The sequence below is a fragment of the Klebsiella sp. GW_Kp182 genome (assembly GCF_040062275.1).
Lineage (GTDB): Bacteria > Pseudomonadota > Gammaproteobacteria > Enterobacterales > Enterobacteriaceae > Klebsiella > Klebsiella michiganensis.
In genome coordinates this window covers 65401-86452 of the sequence record NZ_JBEAFQ010000048.1, presented here as the reverse complement: position 1 = coordinate 86452, position 21052 = coordinate 65401, and the positions used below count along the sequence as shown (strand labels likewise).

18 protein-coding genes are annotated in these 21052 nt (G+C 55.3%); 5 read left to right on the top strand and 13 right to left on the bottom strand.

All coding sequences use genetic code 11. The annotated features are described in order from the left end of the window. Positions 1 to 283: 283 nt before the first annotated feature. The 5 genes from asnB to nagB all read right to left on the bottom strand — a co-directional run bounded on the left by asnB (position 284) and on the right by nagB (position 6260). Entirely contained in the window at positions 284 to 1945 is a 1662-nt protein-coding gene (asnB, locus tag ABLU88_RS20975) for an asparagine synthase B (protein ID WP_025106390.1), read from the bottom strand. Positions 1946 to 2223: 278 nt separating this feature from the next. Continuing rightward, a complete protein-coding gene (locus ABLU88_RS20970; RefSeq protein ID WP_004100215.1) occupies positions 2224 to 2976 on the bottom strand; it encodes an HAD-IIA family hydrolase in 753 nt (250 codons plus the stop codon). 45 nt (positions 2977 to 3021) lie between these two features. After that, the gene (locus ABLU88_RS20965) at positions 3022 to 4242 is read right to left on the bottom strand and encodes an N-acetylglucosamine repressor (protein WP_025106389.1); all 1221 of its coding nucleotides are present in this window, start codon (positions 4240 to 4242) and stop codon (positions 3022 to 3024) included. Between the two features lie 8 nt (positions 4243 to 4250). After that, on the bottom strand, positions 4251 to 5399 hold the full coding sequence (nagA, locus tag ABLU88_RS20960; protein ID WP_014228413.1) for an N-acetylglucosamine-6-phosphate deacetylase: 1149 nt from the start codon (positions 5397 to 5399) through the stop codon (positions 4251 to 4253). A 60-nt stretch (positions 5400 to 5459) separates the two neighbouring features. Further along, positions 5460 to 6260: a glucosamine-6-phosphate deaminase gene (nagB, locus tag ABLU88_RS20955; RefSeq protein ID WP_004130458.1), complete on the bottom strand. Its 801-nt coding sequence runs from the start codon at positions 6258 to 6260 to the stop codon at positions 5460 to 5462. A gap of 312 nt (positions 6261 to 6572) precedes the next feature. On the opposite strand from nagB, the gene nagE reads away from it, so the two are divergent. The 4 genes from nagE to chiQ all read left to right on the top strand — a co-directional run bounded on the left by nagE (position 6573) and on the right by chiQ (position 12590). Further along, the gene (gene nagE / locus ABLU88_RS20950) at positions 6573 to 8525 is read left to right on the top strand and encodes a PTS N-acetyl glucosamine transporter subunit IIABC (RefSeq protein WP_004848836.1); all 1953 of its coding nucleotides are present in this window, start codon (positions 6573 to 6575) and stop codon (positions 8523 to 8525) included. Between the two features lie 178 nt (positions 8526 to 8703). Next, complete coding sequence (gene glnS / locus ABLU88_RS20945; protein WP_004848839.1) at positions 8704 to 10371, top strand: glutamine--tRNA ligase; 1668 nt, start codon at positions 8704 to 8706, stop codon at positions 10369 to 10371. A gap of 436 nt (positions 10372 to 10807) precedes the next feature. Next, the gene (gene chiP, locus ABLU88_RS20940) at positions 10808 to 12211 is read left to right on the top strand and encodes a chitoporin (RefSeq protein ID WP_004130464.1); all 1404 of its coding nucleotides are present in this window, start codon (positions 10808 to 10810) and stop codon (positions 12209 to 12211) included. A 46-nt stretch (positions 12212 to 12257) separates the two neighbouring features. Further along, a complete protein-coding gene (gene chiQ, locus ABLU88_RS20935) occupies positions 12258 to 12590 on the top strand; it encodes a ChiQ/YbfN family lipoprotein (RefSeq protein ID WP_004848843.1) in 333 nt (110 codons plus the stop codon). A gap of 52 nt (positions 12591 to 12642) precedes the next feature. On the opposite strand, the gene ABLU88_RS20930 is transcribed toward chiQ, so the two are convergent. From ABLU88_RS20930 to ybfF, 8 genes are all read right to left on the bottom strand, one after another. Further along, on the bottom strand, positions 12643 to 13938 hold the full coding sequence (locus ABLU88_RS20930; RefSeq protein ID WP_103814118.1) for an MFS transporter: 1296 nt from the start codon (positions 13936 to 13938) through the stop codon (positions 12643 to 12645). Positions 13939 to 13992: 54 nt separating this feature from the next. Then, complete coding sequence (gene tcuB, locus ABLU88_RS20925; protein WP_348837830.1) at positions 13993 to 15132, bottom strand: tricarballylate utilization 4Fe-4S protein TcuB; 1140 nt, start codon at positions 15130 to 15132, stop codon at positions 13993 to 13995. Then, positions 15119 to 16522 (bottom strand): FAD-dependent tricarballylate dehydrogenase TcuA, encoded by a 1404-nt coding sequence (gene tcuA / locus ABLU88_RS20920; protein ID WP_348837828.1) that lies wholly within the window; start codon positions 16520 to 16522, stop codon positions 15119 to 15121. The genes tcuB and tcuA overlap by 14 nt, the downstream gene beginning before the upstream one ends. 97 nt (positions 16523 to 16619) lie before the next feature. After that, on the bottom strand, positions 16620 to 17546 hold the full coding sequence (gene tcuR, locus ABLU88_RS20915) for a tricarballylate utilization LysR family transcriptional regulator TcuR (RefSeq protein ID WP_025106387.1): 927 nt from the start codon (positions 17544 to 17546) through the stop codon (positions 16620 to 16622). 129 nt (positions 17547 to 17675) lie between these two features. Further along, a complete protein-coding gene (gene fur / locus ABLU88_RS20910) occupies positions 17676 to 18128 on the bottom strand; it encodes a ferric iron uptake transcriptional regulator (RefSeq protein WP_004130476.1) in 453 nt (150 codons plus the stop codon). 291 nt (positions 18129 to 18419) lie between these two features. Then, positions 18420 to 18950, bottom strand: coding sequence for a flavodoxin FldA (gene fldA, locus ABLU88_RS20905; RefSeq protein WP_004100234.1), 531 nt, complete (start codon positions 18948 to 18950; stop codon positions 18420 to 18422). A gap of 149 nt (positions 18951 to 19099) precedes the next feature. Further along, positions 19100 to 19393: a LexA regulated protein gene (gene ybfE, locus ABLU88_RS20900; protein WP_004848855.1), complete on the bottom strand. Its 294-nt coding sequence runs from the start codon at positions 19391 to 19393 to the stop codon at positions 19100 to 19102. Between the two features lie 133 nt (positions 19394 to 19526). Then, on the bottom strand, positions 19527 to 20300 hold the full coding sequence (gene ybfF, locus ABLU88_RS20895; protein ID WP_014837821.1) for an esterase: 774 nt from the start codon (positions 20298 to 20300) through the stop codon (positions 19527 to 19529). Between the two features lie 184 nt (positions 20301 to 20484). On the opposite strand from ybfF, the gene seqA reads away from it, so the two are divergent. Continuing rightward, positions 20485 to 21033 (top strand): replication initiation negative regulator SeqA, encoded by a 549-nt coding sequence (gene seqA, locus ABLU88_RS20890; protein ID WP_004848859.1) that lies wholly within the window; start codon positions 20485 to 20487, stop codon positions 21031 to 21033. The last annotated feature ends 19 nt before the right edge of the window (positions 21034 to 21052 follow it).

The window sequence follows — 21052 nt, the reverse complement described above, 5'->3', positions numbered from 1 at the left end:
CCTGTGACCCCATCATTATGAGTGATGTGCTCTAACCAGCTGAGCTACGTAGCCATCTTTTTGCGCGTTACCTTATCGGCGTTGCGGGGCGCATTATGCGTATTGAGCCTTGAAGCGTCAACCCCTTTTTCATCGAAAATGGACTGAACGTAACTGTTTGGTTAGGTTGCGAACAGCGTGGTGCAATAATCGGCAATTATTGGTTATTTATCGTTTTTAACGGCTTAAATAAGGCACAAAACAAAAACGGACCCCGAAGAGTCCGTTTTGAAAACAGCGTCGGTTAGTAGGCCGACTGGTGTACGCCAACCGCGCGTCCCGACGGATCGTTCATTTTTTTGAAAGATTCGTCCCACTCAATCGCTTTTGCTGAAGAGCATGCGACGGAAGGGCCGCCAGGAACGCATTCGGCCGCGCTCGGTACCGGGAACAGCTCTTCGAAAATCTCACGGTACAGATACGCTTCTTTCGAGGAAGGCGTGTTGTACGGGAAGCGGAAGCTGGCGGTTTCCAGCTGCCGATCGGAAATCTGTTCAGCGGCCACTTCTTTTAAGGTATCGATCCAGCTGTAACCAACGCCATCAGAGAACTGTTCTTTCTGGCGCCAGGCGACGCTCGCCGGCAGGTAAGATTCAAAACATTCACGCAGGACATGTTTTTCCATTTTACCGTTGCCGCACATTTTATCCTGCGGGTTAATACGCATTGCCACGTCGAGGAATTTCTTATCCAGGAACGGGACGCGCGCTTCAACGCCCCAGGCGGACATCGCTTTGTTGGCGCGAGCGCAGTCAAACATATGCAGCGCCTGCAGTTTGCGCACGGTCTCTTCGTGCAGCTCTTTGGCGTTGGGCGCTTTATGGAAATAGAGGTAGCCGCCAAATACTTCGTCAGAACCTTCGCCGGACAGCACCATTTTGATGCCCATGGCTTTGATTTTACGCGACATCAGATACATTGGCGTTGACGCGCGAATCGTTGTCACGTCGTAGGTTTCAATGTGATAGATAACATCGCGAATCGCGTCCAGGCCTTCCTGCACCGTAAAGTGGATCTCGTGGTGTACGGTACCCAGATGGTTAGCCACTTCCTGCGCGGCTTTCAGATCGGGGGCGCCCTCCAGGCCGACGGCGAAGGAGTGCAGCTGCGGCCACCAGGCTTCTGATTTTTCCTGATCTTCGACGCGGCGCGCGGCATATTTTTTGGTGATGGCGGAAATCACCGATGAATCCAGGCCGCCGGAGAGCAGTACGCCGTACGGAACATCGGACATCAGGTGGCTTTTCACCGACTCTTCCAGCGCCTGACGCAGTTCGTTTTTGTCCGTGACGTTGTCTTTGACCGCGTCGTAGTCGAACCAGTCGCGCTGGTAGTACTCGCGGATTTCGCCATCTTTGCTCCACAGGTAGCTGCCTGCCGGGAACTCTTTAATCGTGCGGCAAACCGGAACCAGCGCTTTCATTTCAGAGGCAACGTAGAAGTTACCGTGTTCGTCGTGACCCATATACAGCGGGATGATGCCGATGTGGTCGCGACCAATCAGATACGCGTCTTTTTCGCTGTCGTAGAGAGCGAAAGCAAACATCCCCTGCAGATCGTCGAGGAAGTCCGGGCCTTTTTCCTGATACAGCGCGAGGATAACTTCGCAGTCGGAACCGGTCTGGAACGCATAGCGGTCGCCGTATTCCGCGCGCAGCGCCTGGTGGTTGTAGATTTCACCGTTGACGGCGAGAGCGTGAGTTTTAGCGGCGTTATACAGCGGCTGCGCGCCGGCGTTGACGTCGACGATCGACAGGCGTTCATGCGCCAGGATGGCTTTATCACAGGCATAGACGCCGGACCAGTCCGGACCACGGTGGCGCATCAGTCGGGAAAGCTCCAGTGCCTTTTTACGCAGCTCACCCGCGTCAGTTTTAATATCCAGTACGCCAAAAATCGAACACATAGCCTTCTCCGTTACCCTGTCTTGTTTGTTGTTGTGCAGACTTCGTCTTATTGCGAAGCCTCAGTGCATGCTTTAGAAAATGCCGCAAAGGCGCGGAGGGCGCAAGGGGTTTACGGCAGGAAAAGGAAATAATGCAATTGTGATTGTCGAATAGTGAAAAAAGAGTATGTTTTGAGCACTTTTGTTGCTGAATATTTAGTGATGGCGCCTTTTTTTTAGATAAAAGCATTCAGGAGAGGCTTAGAAATAAGAAACCACGTCGCAGGACGTGGTTTTATTTAGAAGATATCGATTTCCGCAACGGAGGGATAAATCCAGGAAGGGCGGAACGGCATGCTGTCGATATCATCGAGCGTGGCAACCCCGGAAAGTACCAGAATGGTTTCCAGACCGGCCTGGAAGCCTGCCAGAATATCCGTTCGCAGGTTATCGCCGACGATTACCGTCTGTTCCGAATGCGCCTGCATTTTATTGAGCGCGGAGCGGATAATCCACGGGCTCGGTTTCCCCACGTAGAACGGCTTACGACCGGAGATTTTTTCTATACCAGCGCACAGCGCCCCGCAGGCCGGGTAGTAGCCGCGACCGTGGGTATCCGGGTTAGTGGCGATAAAGCGCGCGCCGTTGGCGACAAAAAAAGCGGCCTTATGCATCATCTCCCAGTTAAAGGAGCGCGTCTCACCGACGATAACAAAATCCGGATTGACGTCGGTGATGGTAAAGCCGGCTTTGTACAGTTCGTGAATCAGCGCGCCTTCCCCGACCACATAGGCTTTTTTGCCTTCCTGGCGACGCAGAAAATCCGCCGTGGCCATTGCTGAGGTATAAAAGGCGGTATCAGGAACATCGATTCCCGCCGTCGCAAAGCGGTTTGCCAGATCCTGACCGGTTTGAGAAGGGTAGTTGGTCAGCATCACCAGCGGCATCTCTTTCTCGAGTATGCGTTTGATGAATTCAGCGGCGCCCGGCACGGCCACATTGTCGTGCATCAGCACGCCGTCAATATCACAAATTACGTTTTGAATGGTCATGAACTGTCCGACATCGTTGGAGAAAGGCGAAACTATAAAGCGGCTTTAGCTTTCCAGCAAACGCTGGAGCAGAGTCCCGTTGAGCATCGCACGCTTTACCAGGGCAAAAGCGCCAATGGCTGAGCGATGATCGAGCGTGGATCGCACTACCGGCAGGTTTTTGCGAAACGCCTTCAGCGCCTGGGTATTAATACAGCCTTCGATTGCCGGCAGAAGGACTTTTTCCGCTTCCACGATCTCCCCGGCAATCACCACTTTTTGCGGATTAAACAGGTTAATGGCGATAGCGATGGTTTTACCCAGATGGCGGCCAACGTGCTCGATCACCTCACAGGCCAGCGCATCGCCTTTATTCGCGGCTTTGCAGATCGTTTTGATCGAACAGTCATCGAGGGAGATTTTGCTCTGATAACCCTGTTCCAGCAGATGACGAACGCGATGTTCAATAGCGGCATTGGCGGCGACGGTTTCCAGACAGCCGAAGTTACCGCAGTGGCAGCGCTCGCCTAACGGGTCGACCTGGATATGGCCGATTTCCCCGACGTTACCGTTACGGCCAATAAAAATCCGCCCGTTGGAGATGATCCCTGCGCCGGTTCCGCGATGTACGCGCACCAGAATGGAGTCTTCACAGTCGTGGCTCGCACCAAAGTAGTGCTCCGCCAGCGCGAGGCTACGAATATCGTGGCCGACGTAGCAGGTAACTTTAAAGCGTTTTTCCAGCGCTTCAACCAGCCCCCAGTTTTCCACCTGAATATGCGGCATATAGCGAATGACGCCGCTTTCCGGATCGACCAGCCCCGGCAGGATCACCGAAATGGCGATCAGCTCGCGGATTTTACGCTGACAGCTCTCCATAAAGGTGGCGATGATGTTAAGCAGGGCGTGTTCCAGCGTTTCCTGGGTTCTTTCCGGCAGCGGGTAGTGCTCTTCTTCAAGAGTCTTGCTGCTTAAATCATAGAGGGTCAGGGTGGCGTCGTAGCGGCCAAGGCGTACGCCGATGGCGTGGAAGCCGCGGGTTTCGGCAACAATGGAGATGGCGCGGCGGCCCCCGGTGGAGGCCTGCTGATCGACTTCTTTGATCAGTCCGCGTTCAATAAGCTGACGCGTAATTTTGGTTACGCTGGCAGGGGCAAGCTGGCTTTGTTCCGCAATCTGGATACGCGAGATGGGGCCGTGCTGATCGATGAGCCGATAGACGGCCGCGCTGTTCAGCTGTTTTACGAGATCGACGTTACCAATTTGAGCCTGTCCGCCTGCTGTCATACTTTTACTTACTCAGTGACGACCTCGTTACCATTAACGATGGTCTTGGTGATTTTATAATCACGGGTGAATGCGGTCAGGTTAGCGACCATCCCCGGGGCAATGCTGCCTAACTGTTTGTCTACGCCAATGGCGCGGGAAGGGTAGAGCGTCGCCATACGCAACACTTCATCCAGCGCGATGCCGCAATGCTCAACGAGGTTACGCACCCCTTCAATCATGGTCAATGAAGAGCCGCTGAGGGTTCCGTTCTCATCTACGCACAGGCCGTTCCGGTAGTATATTGTTTTACCGGCAAAAATGAACTGCTCAATATTGGCACCCGCCGGCGCCGTCGCGTCGGTAACCAGACACAGCTTGTCGCCTTTCAAGCGTTTAGCGAGGCGCACGTTAGCGAAATCGACGTGCATACCATCGACGATGATGCCGCAGTAGACATCCGGCTCGTCGAAAATCGCGCCAGCCAGGCCCGGCTCACGGCCGGTAATATACGGCATGGCGTTAAACAGATGGGTAGCAAAGGTAATCCCGGCGCGGAAACCGATTTTCGCTTCTTTAAGCGTCGCGTTGGAGTGACCGGCGGAGACAATGATGCCGGCGGCCACCAGTTTGCGGATAACCTCCGGTTCCACCCGTTCCGGCGCAAGCGTGATTTTGGTTATCACGTCCGCGTTTTCGCACAGGAAATCCACCAGCGCGGCATCCGGTTTGCGTACGTAGTCCGGGTTGTGGGTGCCTTTTTTAACAATATTCAGCCACGGGCCTTCAAGATGCAGACCCAGCGCCTGGTTAGGATGTTTTTGCAGGTATTCGCGCATCACGCGTACGCCCTGTTTCATCAGGTCGTCGCTGGAGGTGATCAGCGTGGGCAGATAGCTGGTGCAGCCGGAGCGTTCATTGGCCTTCTGCATAATCTCCAGCGTTTCAACGGTGACCGCGTCCGCCGTGTCGTTGAACTGCACGCCGCCGCAGCCGTTAAGCTGGACGTCGATAAAACCGGGGGCAAGGATCGCGCCATCAACCGAGCGCTGTTCGATCCCGGTGGGCAGTTCAGTCTGAGGACAGATACGTTCGATAAGGCCATTGGCGATAACAATCGCATGGTCATCCAGAATTTCATGACCGGTATAAATCCGGCCTTGGGTTAATGCATACATTACGACCCCCGGTTGTCAAAAATGGTTGTCCCGCGGGGGCAGCCGCGGGACGAGACTACATTACAGACCTTTGATATTTTCGGCTTCTAACTCGTTGAAATATTTCAGTGTCTTAACTTTTAGTTCCATGGTGGACGGCTCATCGCAGACCACCACCGCTTTCGGGTGCAGCTGCAGACAGGTAATGGTCCACATATGGTTTACGTTGCCTTCCACCGCCGCCTGCAGCGCCAGCGCTTTCTGATGACCCAGCACCAGAATCATCACTTCCTCCGCGTCCAGCAGCGTGCCCACGCCAACGGTCAGCGCGTACTTAGGCACCTGGTCAACGTCACCGTCGAAGAAACGGGAATTCGCTACGCGAGTATCATGGGTCAGGGTTTTGATGCGTGTGCGTGAAGCCAAAGAAGAGGCTGGTTCGTTAAAAGCGATGTGGCCATCGTTACCCACGCCGCCCATAAACAGGTGGATTTTACCGTAAGAACGAATTTTTTCTTCATAGCGACGGCATTCTGCATCAATATCCGGCGCGTTACCATTCAGCAGGTTAATATTTTCCGCCGGGATATCAACGTGATCAAAGAAGTTGCGATGCATAAAGCTATGATAGCTTTCCGGATGCTCTTTCGGCAGCCCAACGTACTCATCCATGTTGAAGGTGACAACATGCTTAAAGCTAACCTGGCCTGCTTTGTGCATCTCAACCAGGGCTTTATAAGCGGTCAGAGGCGTACCGCCGGTAGGCAGGCCCAGGACAAACGGACGGTCCGCAGTCGGTTTGAACGCATTGATGCGGTTAACGATATGCCGGGCAGCCCATTTACCGACTTGTTCAGCTGTTACCAGGGGGATCAGTCTCATTGTTCACCTCTATAGTTAAATTAGAACCTGGCGGATTGGCGCCAGCATACTATTAAGAGTATCGCAGCAACTGCGCCGAGCGGGGTCAATCCGTGTTGATTTTTTGAATGATAAAATAAGTTTTCGTTGTTAGCCAGTCAAAGGCGGAGGTGAATACGATATTTGGTGACTATTGTCACAAAAAATACCCATTTAATTTGCGAGACGAATTAATTTTTCAGACACTTTGCAGGTAAGTTAAAAATTTAACCAGGTTACACAATAATAAAGTGGCTTTAATGAGCCTTATCGGGGTCTCATAGGGGGAATAAGATGAATATTTTAGGTTTTTTTCAGCGACTCGGTAGGGCGTTACAGCTCCCTATCGCAGTGCTGCCGGTCGCGGCGCTGCTGCTGCGATTCGGTCAACCGGATCTGCTTAACATTTCGTTTATCGCCCAGGCGGGCGGGGCAATCTTTGACAACCTGGCGCTGATTTTCGCTATCGGCGTCGCATCCAGCTGGTCGAAAGACAGCGCCGGTGCCGCAGCGCTGGCGGGGGCGGTTGGTTACTTCGTGTTGACGAAAGCGATGGTCACCATCAACCCGGCCATCAACATGGGCGTCCTGGCGGGTATCATTACCGGTCTGGTCGGCGGTGCCGTCTATAACCGCTGGTCGGGTATCAAACTGCCTGACTTCCTGAGCTTCTTCGGCGGCAAACGCTTTGTACCTATCGCAACCGGCTTCTTCTGCCTGGTGCTGGCAGCCATCTTCGGCTACGTCTGGCCGCCGGTGCAGAACGCCATCCATGCAGGTGGTGAATGGATTGTGGGCGCGGGCGCGCTCGGCTCCGGTATCTTTGGTTTCATCAACCGTCTGCTGATCCCGACGGGTCTGCATCAGGTGCTGAACACCATCGCCTGGTTCCAGATTGGTGAATTCACCAACGCTGCTGGTGCCGTGTTCCACGGTGATATCAACCGCTTCTATGCGGGTGACGGCACCGCGGGGATGTTCATGTCCGGCTTCTTCCCGATCATGATGTTCGGTCTGCCGGGTGCGGCGCTGGCGATGTATTTCGCGGCCCCGAAAGAGCGTCGTCCGATGGTCGGCGGTATGCTGCTGTCGGTTGCCATCACCGCATTCCTGACCGGTGTGACTGAGCCGCTGGAATTCTTGTTCATGTTCCTGGCGCCGCTGCTGTATCTCCTGCACGCCATCCTGACCGGTATCAGCCTGTTCGTTGCGACGGCGCTGGGTATCCACGCGGGCTTCTCTTTCTCCGCAGGCGCCATCGACTATGTGCTGATGTACAGCCTGCCGGCAGCCAGTAAAAACGTCTGGATGCTGATTGTGATGGGCGTTGTGTTCTTTGTTATCTACTTCCTGTTGTTCAGCGCGGTAATCCGCATGTTCAATCTGAAAACGCCGGGTCGTGAAGATAAAGTGGATGACGTAGTCACTGAAGAGGCCAACAGCAATACCGAAGAAGGTTTAACCCAGCTGGCGACCAACTACATCGCGGCGGTCGGCGGTACGGATAACCTGAAAGCGATTGATGCCTGTATTACCCGTCTGCGTCTGACCGTGGCGGACTCTGCGCTGGTTAACGACGCGGCCTGTAAGCGCCTCGGCGCTTCCGGTGTGGTTAAACTGAACAAGCAGACCATCCAGGTTATCGTGGGTGCGAAAGCCGAATCCGTCGGCGATGAAATGAAGAAAGTGGTTGCCCGTGGCCCGGTTGCCGCGGCGGCTGCAGCGTCTCACAGCGCACCCGTAGCCGCTCAGGCTGCTAAACCGCAGGCTGTTGCTAACGCGAAAACCGTCGAAGCGCTGGTTTCGCCGATTACCGGCGACATTGTAGCGCTGGAGCAGGTACCGGATGAAGCGTTCGCCAGCAAAGCCGTCGGCGACGGCGTGGCGGTGAAACCGACCGATAAGATTGTTGTTGCGCCGGCGGCTGGCACCGTGGTGAAGATTTTCAACACCAACCATGCTTTCTGTCTGGAAACTGAAAACGGTGCGGAAATCGTCGTCCATATGGGTATCGATACCGTCGCGCTTAACGGCCAGGGCTTTAAACGTCTGGTGGAAGAGGGCGCGGAAGTGAAAGCGGGTCAGCCGATTCTGGAACTGGATCTTGAGTTCCTGAACGCTAACGCGCGCTCGATGATTAGCCCGGTCGTATGCAGCAATAGCGACGACTACAGCGCGCTGGTTATCCAGGCAACCGGTAAAGTGGTTGCTGGCCAGACGCCGCTGTACGAAATTAAAGGCAAATAAGACTCCTGAGTGGCGTTTATGCCTCAGCGGCGCAGCGAAACCTGCGCCGCTTTTTTTTACCGCAAACACCCCCATAATCTCCTTCCGATCGCTATTTTGCGTAACTAATAGTTGTCTCTACGCCCTGCTTGTAAGATCATGTGCCGTTATACGTTGTTTACGCTTTGAGGAACCCACGATGAGTGAGGCAGAAGCCCGCCCGACTAACTTTATTCGTCAGATCATTGATGAAGATCTGGCTACTGGTAAGCACACCACCGTTCATACCCGTTTTCCACCGGAACCGAACGGCTATCTGCACATTGGCCACGCGAAGTCTATTTGCCTGAACTTTGGTATCGCTCAGGATTACCAGGGCCAATGCAACCTGCGTTTCGATGACACCAACCCGGTGAAGGAAGATATCGAATACGTTGAGTCGATTAAAAACGACGTGCAGTGGTTAGGTTTCCACTGGTCCGGGGATGTTTGCTACTCGTCTGATTATTTCGATCAGCTGCACCAGTATGCGGTTGAACTGATCAATAAAGGTCTGGCCTACGTTGACGAACTGTCAGCGGAAGAGATCCGTGAGTACCGCGGCACGCTGAAAGAGCCGGGTAAAAATAGCCCGTACCGCGATCGCAGCGTGGAAGAGAACCTGGCGCTGTTTGAAAAAATGCGCAGCGGTGGATTTGCCGAAGGTAAAGCCTGCCTGCGCGCGAAAATCGACATGGCCTCTCCTTTTATCGTGATGCGCGATCCGGTGCTGTACCGCATTAAGTTTGCCGACCATCACCAGACCGGAAGCAAGTGGTGCATCTACCCGATGTACGACTTTACCCACTGCATCAGCGATGCGCTGGAAGGGATTACCCACTCGCTGTGTACTCTCGAGTTCCAGGATAACCGCCGCCTGTACGATTGGGTGCTGGATAACATCAGCATCCCCGTGCATCCGCGCCAGTATGAATTCTCGCGCCTCAACCTCGAATACACCGTGATGTCCAAGCGTAAGCTGAATCAACTGGTGACCGAGAAGCACGTTGAGGGCTGGGATGACCCGCGTATGCCGACCATTTCCGGTCTGCGCCGTCGCGGCTATACCGCTGAATCCATCCGCGAGTTCTGCAAACGCATCGGCGTGACCAAGCAGGACAACACTATCGAAATCGCTTCGCTGGAATCCTGCATCCGTGAAGATCTGAACGAAAACGCCCCGCGCGCGATGGCCGTTATCGACCCGGTTAAGCTGGTTATCGAAAACTATCCGCAGGGTGGCAGCGAAATCGTGACCATGCCGAATCATCCGAATAAACCGGAGATGGGCAGCCGCGAGGTGCCGTTCAGCGGCGAAATCTGGATCGATCGCGCCGACTTCCGCGAAGAAGCGAACAAGCAGTACAAGCGTCTGGTGCTGGGTAAAGAAGTTCGCCTGCGTAACGCTTACGTGATCAAAGCGGAGCGCGTGGAGAAAGATGCGGAAGGCAACATCACCACTATCTTCTGCACCTACGATGCCGATACCCTGAGCAAAGATCCGGCCGACGGCCGCAAGGTGAAGGGCGTGATTCACTGGGTGAGCGCGGCGCACGCGCTGCCGGTAGAAATCCGCCTGTACGATCGCCTGTTCAGCGTACCGAACCCGGGCGCGGCGGAGGACTTCCTCTCGGTGATGAATCCGGAGTCGCTGGTGATCAAACAGGGTTTTGCCGAGCCGAGCCTGGCGCAGGCGCAGCCGGAAAAAGCGTATCAGTTCGAGCGCGAAGGTTATTTCTGCCTGGATAGCCGCTATGCAACCGCAACCCAGCTGGTGTTTAACCGCACCGTCGGTCTGCGCGACACATGGGCGAAAGTCGGCGCGTAGCTACCCGCCGTTATTGAGAACGCCGCTTACTGCGGCGTTTTTTTATTCAGAATCAGAGAATTAAATCCTCATATTTTTGCGATGCGAATTAATCTTGTTTACAGATTGTAATAACCGCTTTTTTTAACCCTTTCCATCCATTGCATATAAATATGTAATCGCTTTCATTTCCCCTAATTTTCTCTTTTTTTGCAAGCACTTCACCCGAAAAAAGTGTGACATCTACGACTGAAACAAAAAGACATAAATTATGTGCGCTTTGTCATAATCTTCATCTTTGGTCGGCGAAAGAGATTGATAATTCGCGTCACGAAAAATAGTCTATACCTAGTGGTTATGCGAATTTTTACCGCACCACTTTTTAAGCAGTCTTATTTTATTTTTTTGCGCGTTGCCATTGGTAACCGCACTTTAAAACGTCAAAGAGGATATGCATATGCGTACGTTTAGTGGCAAACGTAGTACGCTGGCGCTGGCTATTGCCGGTGTCACAGCCCTGTCAGGATTTGCAATGGTGCCGGATGCAAAAGCAGAAGGGTTCATTGATGATTCAACGTTAACCGGCGGCATCTATTACTGGCAGCGTGAGCGCGACCGTAAAGATGTGACCGACGGCGATAAATATAAAACTAACCTGTCGCACTCCACCTGGAACGCCAACCTCGACTTCCAGTCCGGCTATGCCGCCGATATGTTCGGTATTGACGTTGCTGCCTTTACCGCCATCGAAATGGGCGAAAGCAGCGAGAGCGGTCATCCGAACGAAATCGCTTTCTCCTCGCGCAATAAAACCTACGATGAAGACTATTCCGGCGATAAGAGCGGGATCAGCCTGTATAAAGCAGCCGCAAAATTTAAATTTGGCCCGACCTGGGCGCGCGCGGGCTATATTCAGCCAACCGGCCAGACGCTGCTGGCGCCGCACTGGAGCTTTATGCCGGGTACCTATCAGGGGGCTGAAGCCGGTGCGAACTTTGACTACGGCGATGCGGGCGCGCTGAGTTTCTCCTATATGTGGACGAACGAATATAAAGCGCCGTGGCACATTGAGATGGATGAGTTCTACCAGAACGACAAGAAAACCAAGGTGGATTACCTTCACTCTCTTGGCGCCAAATATGATTTTAAAAACGACCTTGTGCTGGAAGCGGCGTTTGGTCAGGCACAGGGTTATATCGACCAGTATTTTGCCAAGGCCAGCTATAAGTTTGATGTTGCAGGCACGCCGTTAACCACCAGCTATCAGTTCTACGGCACCCGCGATAAGGTCAGCAACGGCGGGGTTAACGATATCTATGACGGCACCGCGTGGCTGCAGGCATTGACCTTTGGCTATAAGGTTGCCGACGTTCTGGACCTGCGTCTGGAAGGAACCTGGGTTAAAGCTGATGGTCAGCAGGGCTACTTCCTGCAGCGTATGACGCCAACTTACGCATCGTCTAACGGGCGACTGGATATCTGGTGGGATAACCGTTCGGACTTCAACGCCAACGGTGAAAAAGCGGTGTTCTTCGGCGCGATGTATGACATGAAGAACTGGAACATGCCGGGCTGGGCCTTCGGCGCCTCCTACGTTTATGCCTGGGATGCGAAGCCGGGGAGAATGTCCTCGCCTGATGCGTACTACAACCCGGATAAACGCCTGGAAGAGTCCGCCTATAGCCTGGATGCCATGTACACCGTTCAGGAAGGACGCGCTAAGGGCACGCTGTTCAAACTCCACTTTACGCAATACGACAACCACTCCGATATCCCAAGCTGGAGCGGTGGTTACGGCAACATCTTCCAGGATGAGCGCGACGTGAAGTTCATGGTTATCGCTCCGTTCACCATTTTCTGATGCCACTGCGGCGGGGGAAACCCGCCGCAATTTCCCGAGGTTCATGATGAAAAAGTTAATACTTGTCGCCATTATGGCAGCAGGTCTGGTTGCCTGTACCCAGTCGCCAGCGCCTAAGGAAGACTCAAAGTTAAAAGATGCCTACAGCGCCTGCATTAATACCGCAGAGGGCAATCCGGATAAAGTTGAAGCCTGTCAGAGCGTACTGAACGTGCTGAAGCAGGAGAAACAGCATCAGCAGTTCGCGACCCAGGAAAGCGTGCGGGTGCTGGATTATCAGCAGTGTATCCAGGCGCGCAAAACCGGGAACGATCAGGCTGTAGAGGCGCGCTGCGACCAGATCTGGAAAGAGATCCACAGCAACAATACGCCGCGTTAAGCCAGACGGCGGCAAGCAAACGGGCGGAGCGTCAACTCCGCCCGTTGCTATTTTAGCGGGGTATTTCTGCCGGCTGGTAGCCGCGGCCCAGGCGTACGAAGAGCATCGCGGTAGCGGCCAGGCCGCATAGCGCGGCGCACATCAGCCACCAGCCCGGCGAGCTTTTGTCGCCCGTTATCTCGACCAGCGCGGTGGAAATGGCTGGCGTCAGGCCGCCGAAGATCGCGGTGGCGAGGCTAAAGGCCAGTGAAAAGCCCACGGTGCGGACGTAGACCGGCATCACTTCCGTCAGGGCGGCCACCATCGCGCCGTTATACATCCCAAAGAAGAACGAGAACCAGAGCAGGACCAGCGTCATGCGGGTGAAATCCGGCGCGGCGGTGAGCCAGTGCATGACCGGCCAGGTAGTGAGCAGCGCCAGCAGGGTTATGCCCATCAGCACCGGCCGACGGCCTATTCTGTCAGAAATTGTCCCGCCAATCGGTAACCAGATAAAGTTAGAGATGCCGACCAGCATGGTCACCAGCAGACTGTCGCGGGCGCTCAGATGCAGAACGGCTCTACCGTAGGTCGGCGTATAGACGGTAATAAAATAAAAGGTGGTGGTGGTCATCGCCACCAGCAAGGTCCCCGCCGTGATGATGCGCCAGTTTTTGGCAATCGTGCTCAGGATCTCCCGCGTGTCAGGGCGATGCTTGCGCTGCAGGAAGGCTTCGGTTTCCTGCAACGAACGCCGCAGCACAAAAATCAGCGGAATAATCATACAGCCAATAAAGAAGGGAATACGCCAGCCCCATTCGGCAATCTCATCGTGGCCGAGCGTTTCATTCAGCGCGTAGCCAATCAGCGCCGCGACGACGATAGCCACCTGCTGGCTGGCGGATTGCCAGCTGGTATAGAACCCTTTTTTCCCCGGCGTGGCGATTTCCGACAGATAGACCGACACGCCGCCGAGCTCGACGCCCGCCGAGAATCCCTGCAGCAGGCGACCCACTAATACCAGAACGGGGGCGAGAACGCCGATGGTTTGATAGCCGGGAACCAGCGCTATCAGCAGCGTCCCGCAGCCCATAATCGCCAGCGTCACCATCAGCCCTTTACGCCGCCCGATTCTGTCAATATAGGCCCCCAGCACTATCGCGCCGATGGGGCGCATCAGAAAGCCCGAACCAAACACGGCGAAGGTCAGCATTAACGCCGCAAACTCGCTCTCCGCCGGAAAGAACGTTCTGGCGATATAGGTGGCGTAAAAGCCAAACAGAAAAAAGTCGAATTGTTCGAGAAAATTACCGCTGGTCACGCGGAGAATGGCGCCAAAGGTACCGGCGCGCGATGAGGGTTGCGTCATAGGGGTTGCTCTCCATTGTCTTTATCTTGTTTTTATAGAGGTAAGAGGAGCGGACTAGTCGCCTGCGACTGCCGCCTGTTTTCCGCGTCGTTTCTCAATCGCCCACTTGAGTAACGCCGCACAGCGATAAAATCCGTGGGCGAATTTTCCGTATGGCAGGGTCAAAAACAGCGCCATGACCACGCCGAGGTGAATGGCAAGCAGAATGCCCATCCACGAGGTGTCTCGTCCCGCCAGCAGGGCGAGGCCGGTGAAGCTGGTCAGCAGCAGCAGCAGAATAAAGCCGCGATCCATCGGTTTTTGCCGCGGGTCGCCGTGCAGCGGCGAGCGGCGCAGGTTCAGCCATAGCAAACCCGCCGGGCCCACCAGCAGGCCGATGCCGCCGAGCGTGCCCAGCACAACCGGTACGCTGAAGAACGGGTAGGGGGCCTCCCAGCCGGCGATATAGTGATACCCCGTGGCCACCACGGTGGCGGCGAAACAGAGCAGAAACCCGTAGAAGGTAAAGTGATGGAAACGGCGGCGCAGCAGGGTAAACGCGTCATCGGCCTCGTTGCAGCCCTTACCGTGCCCGCCGTCGAGATACTTCAGCGTGAGCGCATTATGCGAGGCTTTAGCGATGTCGATGGCCTGAGGCTGACCCGGCGAGATCTCGCGCCAGAAGCGGATCACCCCGGCCATCAGTAACCCCATGGCCAGTATGAAGACCGTGCCAAACATCCACGCCAGCAGGTTATGGGGAAAAATCTGGTAGAAATCGCCGGCCAGCGGCGGATGAAGCAGGGAGCCTTTGAGCCCCATCGCCAGCAGCAGAAAGAGGATCAGCCCGCCGACCAGCGCCAGTACCGTGGTTACGCCGGCCCGACGATACAGGCTGCCGAAAGCCGAGGGCTGAGCATAGTGTTGATAGGTCTCCAGGCGCACTTCCGCCATCGCCTTCTGGACATTAATGGCAAACTCGTGCGGCGGCGCGTACTGGCAGGCATGCAGGCAGGCGCCGCAGTTATGGCACAGGTTGGCCAGGTAGTTTATATCCGCTTTGCCAAAAGCCAGACGCTGGGTCATGGCCGGAAACACGGCGCAAAACCCTTCGCAATAGCGGCAGGCGTTACAGACCTGCATCACCCGTTCAACTTCCGCTTCCGACTCGGTGATGATTTGCGCGTCAATGATCAGCTTTTCAAGCGATTTCATGGTGTGTCTCCTGCTGCGCCGCGCGGGCGGCCTGCTGGCCGGCAATGCGGCCGAATGTCGTACCGATGGACATGCCCACGCCGGCGGTATACCCCTTGCCCAGCACGTTGCCGGCCATCATTTCGCCGGCGACGAACAGGTTGCGGCTCGGCTTGCCCGCAAAATGGACGGCGGCGCGTTCATTAACGTACAGCCCAAGGTAGGTAAAGGTGATCCCCGGCCGTAGGGCATAGCCGTAGTAGGGCGGGGTATCGATGGGCCGCGCCCAGTGGGTTTTCGGCGGCGTCAGGCCGGATGTCGCGCAGTTATCAAGGCGGGTATGATCGAACTGGCCCGGCGTACAGGCGGCATTGTAGCGGGCGATGGTTTGCGCCAGGTGTTCCGCGTCCAGCCCCAGCTGGCGAGCCAGCTCTTCAATGGTATTGGCCTGGGCGCCGGGGAAAACGGGCGGCATAAAGTGGCCGATCGCGTTGCTGTCGATGATCGAGTAGCCGATTTGCCCCGGCTGGTGGGCGACCAGCCTGCCCCAGATGGCATAGCGTTTGGGCCAGAAATCTTCCCCTTCATCATAAAAGCGCCCGGCGTCGCGGTTGACGACCACCCCCAGCGACACGCAGTCCACGCGCGTGCAGATCCCGCCATCGTAGAGCGGCGCCCTGGCGTCAATGGCGACGCAGTGGGATTGCGAGGGGTCGCCAATAATGTCAGCCCCGGCGTCAATCATAAACTTGAGCAGCACGCCCTGATTGAAGCGGGTGCCGCGGATGAGAAAGTTATCGGCTGGCCATTCACCGCGCTCATTCTGTCCCCATGCTTCACGCAGCCACTCGCGGTTAGATTCAAATCCGCCGGCGGCGAGGACGCAGGTTTTGGCGACGATCCTCTCTTCGCCCGCCAGCGCGGCGACGAATTCGCCGTTATCTAATTCGAGCGCCTGTACCGGCGTGTTGTAGCGGATCTTTACGCCCATCTGCTCCGCGCTGCGGTAATAAGCATTTATAAGAGCCTTGCCGCCGCCCATAAAAAAGGCGTTGGTGCGGGCCACGTGCAGGGCGCCGGAGAGCGGCGGCTGAAAGTTAACCCCGTGCTGGCGCATCCAGTCCCGGCACTGCGATGAGGTGCGGATCACCAGGCGCGCCAGCGCTTCGTTGGTGTTGCCCTCGGTGACGCGCAGCAGGTCCTGCCAGTACTCTTCTTCCGGATAGCTGTCGACCAAAACATCCTGCGGAGCATCGTGCATACAGCGAAGATTCCGCGTGTGCTGAGAGTTGCCGCCTCGCCATTCCCGCGGCGCGGCCTCCAGCAGCAGTACGGACGCGCCAGCTTCCCGGGCGGTTAAGGCGGCGCATAGCGCGGCATTGCCGCCGCCAATGACCAGTACATCCACCATTTATGGCTCCATTACGCTTTGCTTGATTGTTAAATTTGTAATGGAAATGTATGCGTTACGGCCGGCTGGACGCTATGGCGTATTGCTAAAGGGGGGTTTAGTTTGCGTAAAGGCTGGCGCCGGGCCAGCGACCCGACTCAACCAGCTGACGCATGACTTTCGCCAGTATTACGCGGGCCGCAAGGCCTGCCGGAGTCAGCTCATCATCGGAAAGGCTGACGAGAAAATTAGGTCGACTGAGTATCGGATTGTCGACGCCGATCACTCTCAGGGACTCGCTGTCGAGATGGGAAATTGCCGCCCCCGGCTGCAAAGTGGCGCCGAGCCCGTCGCGGACGGCGCGCATCAGCAGGGCCAGGCCGTCGATTTCAGCCACCACATCGACGCTCAGGGCATGCTCCTGGCAGATCGCCTCCAGCCTGCCGCGCAGTCCATGCCCCAGGCTTGGCATTATCAGCGGGATAGCGGCCAGCTGGCCAGGCGAGATGCTCGCTTCGGGAAGGGGAGAGAGCACGTCATGGGTGCCAATCAGAAACAGACGCTCTTCGAGAATAGGTCTGGCGCTCCAGCGCACAAGCTTCTCCTTCTGGAACACGATAGCTAAGTCAAGCTGGCGGGTGTTGATCATGCGTTCAAGGTTACCGGAGAGGCTCTCGACCAAATGCAGGCGGACGTCGGCATAGCTTTCGCGCATCGCGTGAATAAAAGGCACCCCGAGAACGGAGGCGGTGCTGGGGGCCATACCGACGCTGACGTGGCCGGAAAGGCGCGCCTCGCGCGCGGCGAGAACCGCATCATCGGCGTGACGCAGCGCGAGCTGCGCCTGGGAGTAGAAGGCGAGGCCGGCGCTGGTCGGCATTACGCCGCGAGACGTCCGCTGCAGCAGGCGAATGGCGAGTTCGTTCTCGAGGCGCGCCATCTGTTGGCTAAGCGCGGAGACGCCGATATCCAGGTCAAGCGCGGCGCGGCCCATACTGCCGGTTTCAATAATGCGCACAAAATAGCGTAGCTGGCGAAGCTCCATGTCGACTCTCCGTACACGTCAGGATGCACTGACAGTAAACGTATTGCAGCGCGAGAGAAAGAGGCGGCAGATTCCGGGCAAAAAAAAGCCAACCTTCAGGTTGGCTTTTGGCGGTATACGATGCGGTGATTATTTCTCTGCCGCGTCGTGGGCATGTTCATCTTCGCGGCAGTCGCCTTCTGCGCAGTGGCCGTACAGGTACAGGCTGTGGTTAGTCAGGCGAATACCGTGCCTTGCGGCAATTTCACGCTGGCGCGCTTCGATGGAATCATCGCTAAATTCGATCACTTTGCCGCAGTCGAGGCAAATCAGGTGATCGTGATGATGCTGCTGCGTCAGTTCAAAAACGGATTTACCGCCTTCGAAATTATGACGGGTGACGATGCCGGCGTCGTCGAACTGGTTCAGTACGCGGTAGACGGTAGCCAGGCCAATCTCTTCACCCATATCAATCAGGCGTTTGTATAAGTCTTCCGCACTGACATGATGGTTATCCGGTCCTTGCAGCACTTCCAGGATTTTTAATCTCGGAAGCGTCACTTTCAGGCCAGCTTTCTTTAATGCGGTATTGTTGTCAGTCATGCGGAATCTGTCCTGTTGCTAAACGATCTACTTCCATCAGCGGAAGTAATACAGAGAATCACCCGATGTAATGCGTCTCATTATAGAACTGCCATGGTGAAATGAAAACTGCAAGCATCGGGCCTTGTATGCTGTCAAAAACGAGGCACTCGCTACAAAGTGCTTCACGCGACCCCGTTAAATCAGAGGACATTGTACAGATATGTGATTAAAAGTTAAAAACTTGTAGCTATAACTTTGATTGCTTTTATCTATCAATTCGGCGAAACCTGAGGATTACGCCGTTCAGACTCAGGCATTCTTGATTTCTTCGAGGTGCAGCTCTTCAGAAATCTGTTTTACCCATTTTTCCACGCGTTCGTTAGTCAGCTCAGGCTGACGGTCTTCGTCAATGGCCAGGCCAACAAAGTGATCGTCATCGGCCAGGCCTTTAGAGGCTTCAAAATGGTAGCCGGCGGTCGGCCAATGGCCAACGATAGTTGCGCCGCGCGGTTCGATGATATCGCGGATAGTCCCCAGCGCATCACAGAAGTATTCAGCATAGTCCTCCTGATCGCCACAGCCAAACAGAGCCACCAGTTTGCCATTGAAATCGATCTCTTCCAGCGTCGGGAAAAAATCGTCCCAGTCGCACTGGGCTTCGCCGTAGTACCAGGTGGGAATGCCGAGCAGCAGGATATCGTGAGCTTCCAGATCCTCTTTGCTGCTTTTGGCAATGTCGTGAACATCAGCAACGTCTTTACCAAGCTGCTTTTGGATCATTTTTGCAATATTTTCGGTGTTGCCGGTGTCGCTGCCAAAAAAGATGCCGATGATTGCCATGAGTAAAATAACCTCTTGAAACTTAATGATGTGGTAGTGGCGTAATGCCCGCAGATAGGGGCAATGATAGCAGAACTGAGAAGGGCGCGGAAACAGCAATCACGCCCAACTGCACACTCTGCTACACGAAAGCTTATTTTTTGAGGGTTTTAGGCTTTATCCTGGCCGCGCAGGGCTGCCAGCTGGTTCATCAGCATCTCTTCGATGAGATCGCTGCGGTTCATGTTACGGGCTTCGGCCAGCTCATTAAGCGCATCGACAGCATCGGCATTGAGCTTTAGCTCCACGCGCTTCAGACCGCGACTCTTATCGCGTTTAAGCTGATTGCGTTTGTTGATGCGCAGCTGTTCATCGCGCGAAAGCGGATTCGTTTTCGGTCTACCCGGCCGACGCTCAGTTGCGAACAAATCTAATGTCGTACGGTCCGTTTGTTCTTTTGCCATGATTCAGAGTGACTTCGGGGGAAACAAGCTATCGGGCATAGCCGACGCAGACAGCGCGCCATAATACATCAGGCGACGGGCTGCGCCAACGGCCGCGGGCATTAAGCCGCGCGGTCGAGTATATTTTAGGCAGTTATGCGGCGATAGAGGTCAAATAACGACGGATCGCGCGGATAACGGCCTCCGGTTTTTCTGCATGCACCCAGTGCCCGGCGCCGGCGATAACGTGCGCGCGCGCCTGGGGAAACTGAGCTAATAAAGTCTCGCGGTAGGCATCGGTGACGTAGGGGGAGTTGCCGCCCGGGATAAACAGCGCCGGATGCGGCCAGGGCGGAACGGTTTGCCAGCCGACGATATTATCGTACTGCTCCCACAGCACCGGTACGTTAAACCGCCACTGGCCGTCCACGAAAGATTTTAACAGAAACTGAATCACGCCCTCTTCGTTAAGGTGCTGGCGCATGACCGTCGCCGCCTGCTGACGCGTAGCGGCCCCCGCGTCGGTGACGGCATTGATGGCGGCGAAGATTTCATCATGGCGGCGGACGTGATAATCCACCGGGGCGATATCAATGGCGACCAGGCCCGCGATGCGCTCTGGGGCCAGCGCGCTCAGCGCCATCACCGCTTTACCGCCCATTGAGTGACCAATAAAGGTGGCTTTCTCAATCTGTGATTCATTGAGAATATCAAGCAGATCCTGGGCCATCGCGGGATAGGTCATGTCAGGCGAGCGTGGCGAAAGGCCGTGGTTTCGCATGTCGACCTGGATAATATCGCGATCGAGAACCAGATCGCGGGCGAGGATCCCAAGATTATCCAGGCTGCCAAAAAGGCCGTGGACCAGGACGATAGGGGGATTATTGTGCGGATTCTGTGCAGATTGCGCTCGGCTATTTAATTTCATGGCAAAGTTCTTTTTTTCGCTCCGTCGGGTTAGGGTATTATGTTGGACATTCTGCCATCCGGCTGCAAGACCCGGAAGATATCCGAGTTTTACCGCCATCCTGGTTTGACGCTATCCGCGGTTGGGATTTGTCCCTATAATCCCGACAACTTGTATTCAGAAAAAGATATCGCACTGGATTAAGATGAAAACAATTGAAGTTGATGATGAACTCTATAGCTATATTGCCAGCCACACCAAGCATATTGGCGAGAGCGCATCCGACATTTTACGGCGCATGTTGAAGTTTTCCGCCGTTTCCCAGCCTGTCGCACCGGTAGCGAAAGCCGCTCCGGCCCCTGCGCCAACGCCTGTCGTTGAAGTGAAACCCGCCAATCCTCTGAAAGATAAAGTTCGCGCTATGCGTGAGCTGCTGTTATCTGATGAGTACGCCGAACAAAAGCGCGCGGTAAACCGTTTCATGCTGGTTCTGACCACCCTCTACGCCTTAGACAGCAAAGCGTTTGCCGAGGCGACCGAGTCCCTGCACGGGCGCACCCGCGTTTATTTCGCTGAGGATGAACGCACGCTGCAGAAAAACGGTAATCAGACGAAACCTAAGCAGGTACCGGGAACGCCGTGGTGGGTCATTACAAATACCAATACCGGTCGCAAATGCAGCATGATCGAACATATCATGCAGTCAATGCAGTTCCCTGCGGAATTGATCGAAAAGGTTTGCGGTACGATCTAGTTAGTTAACTTTGCACCAG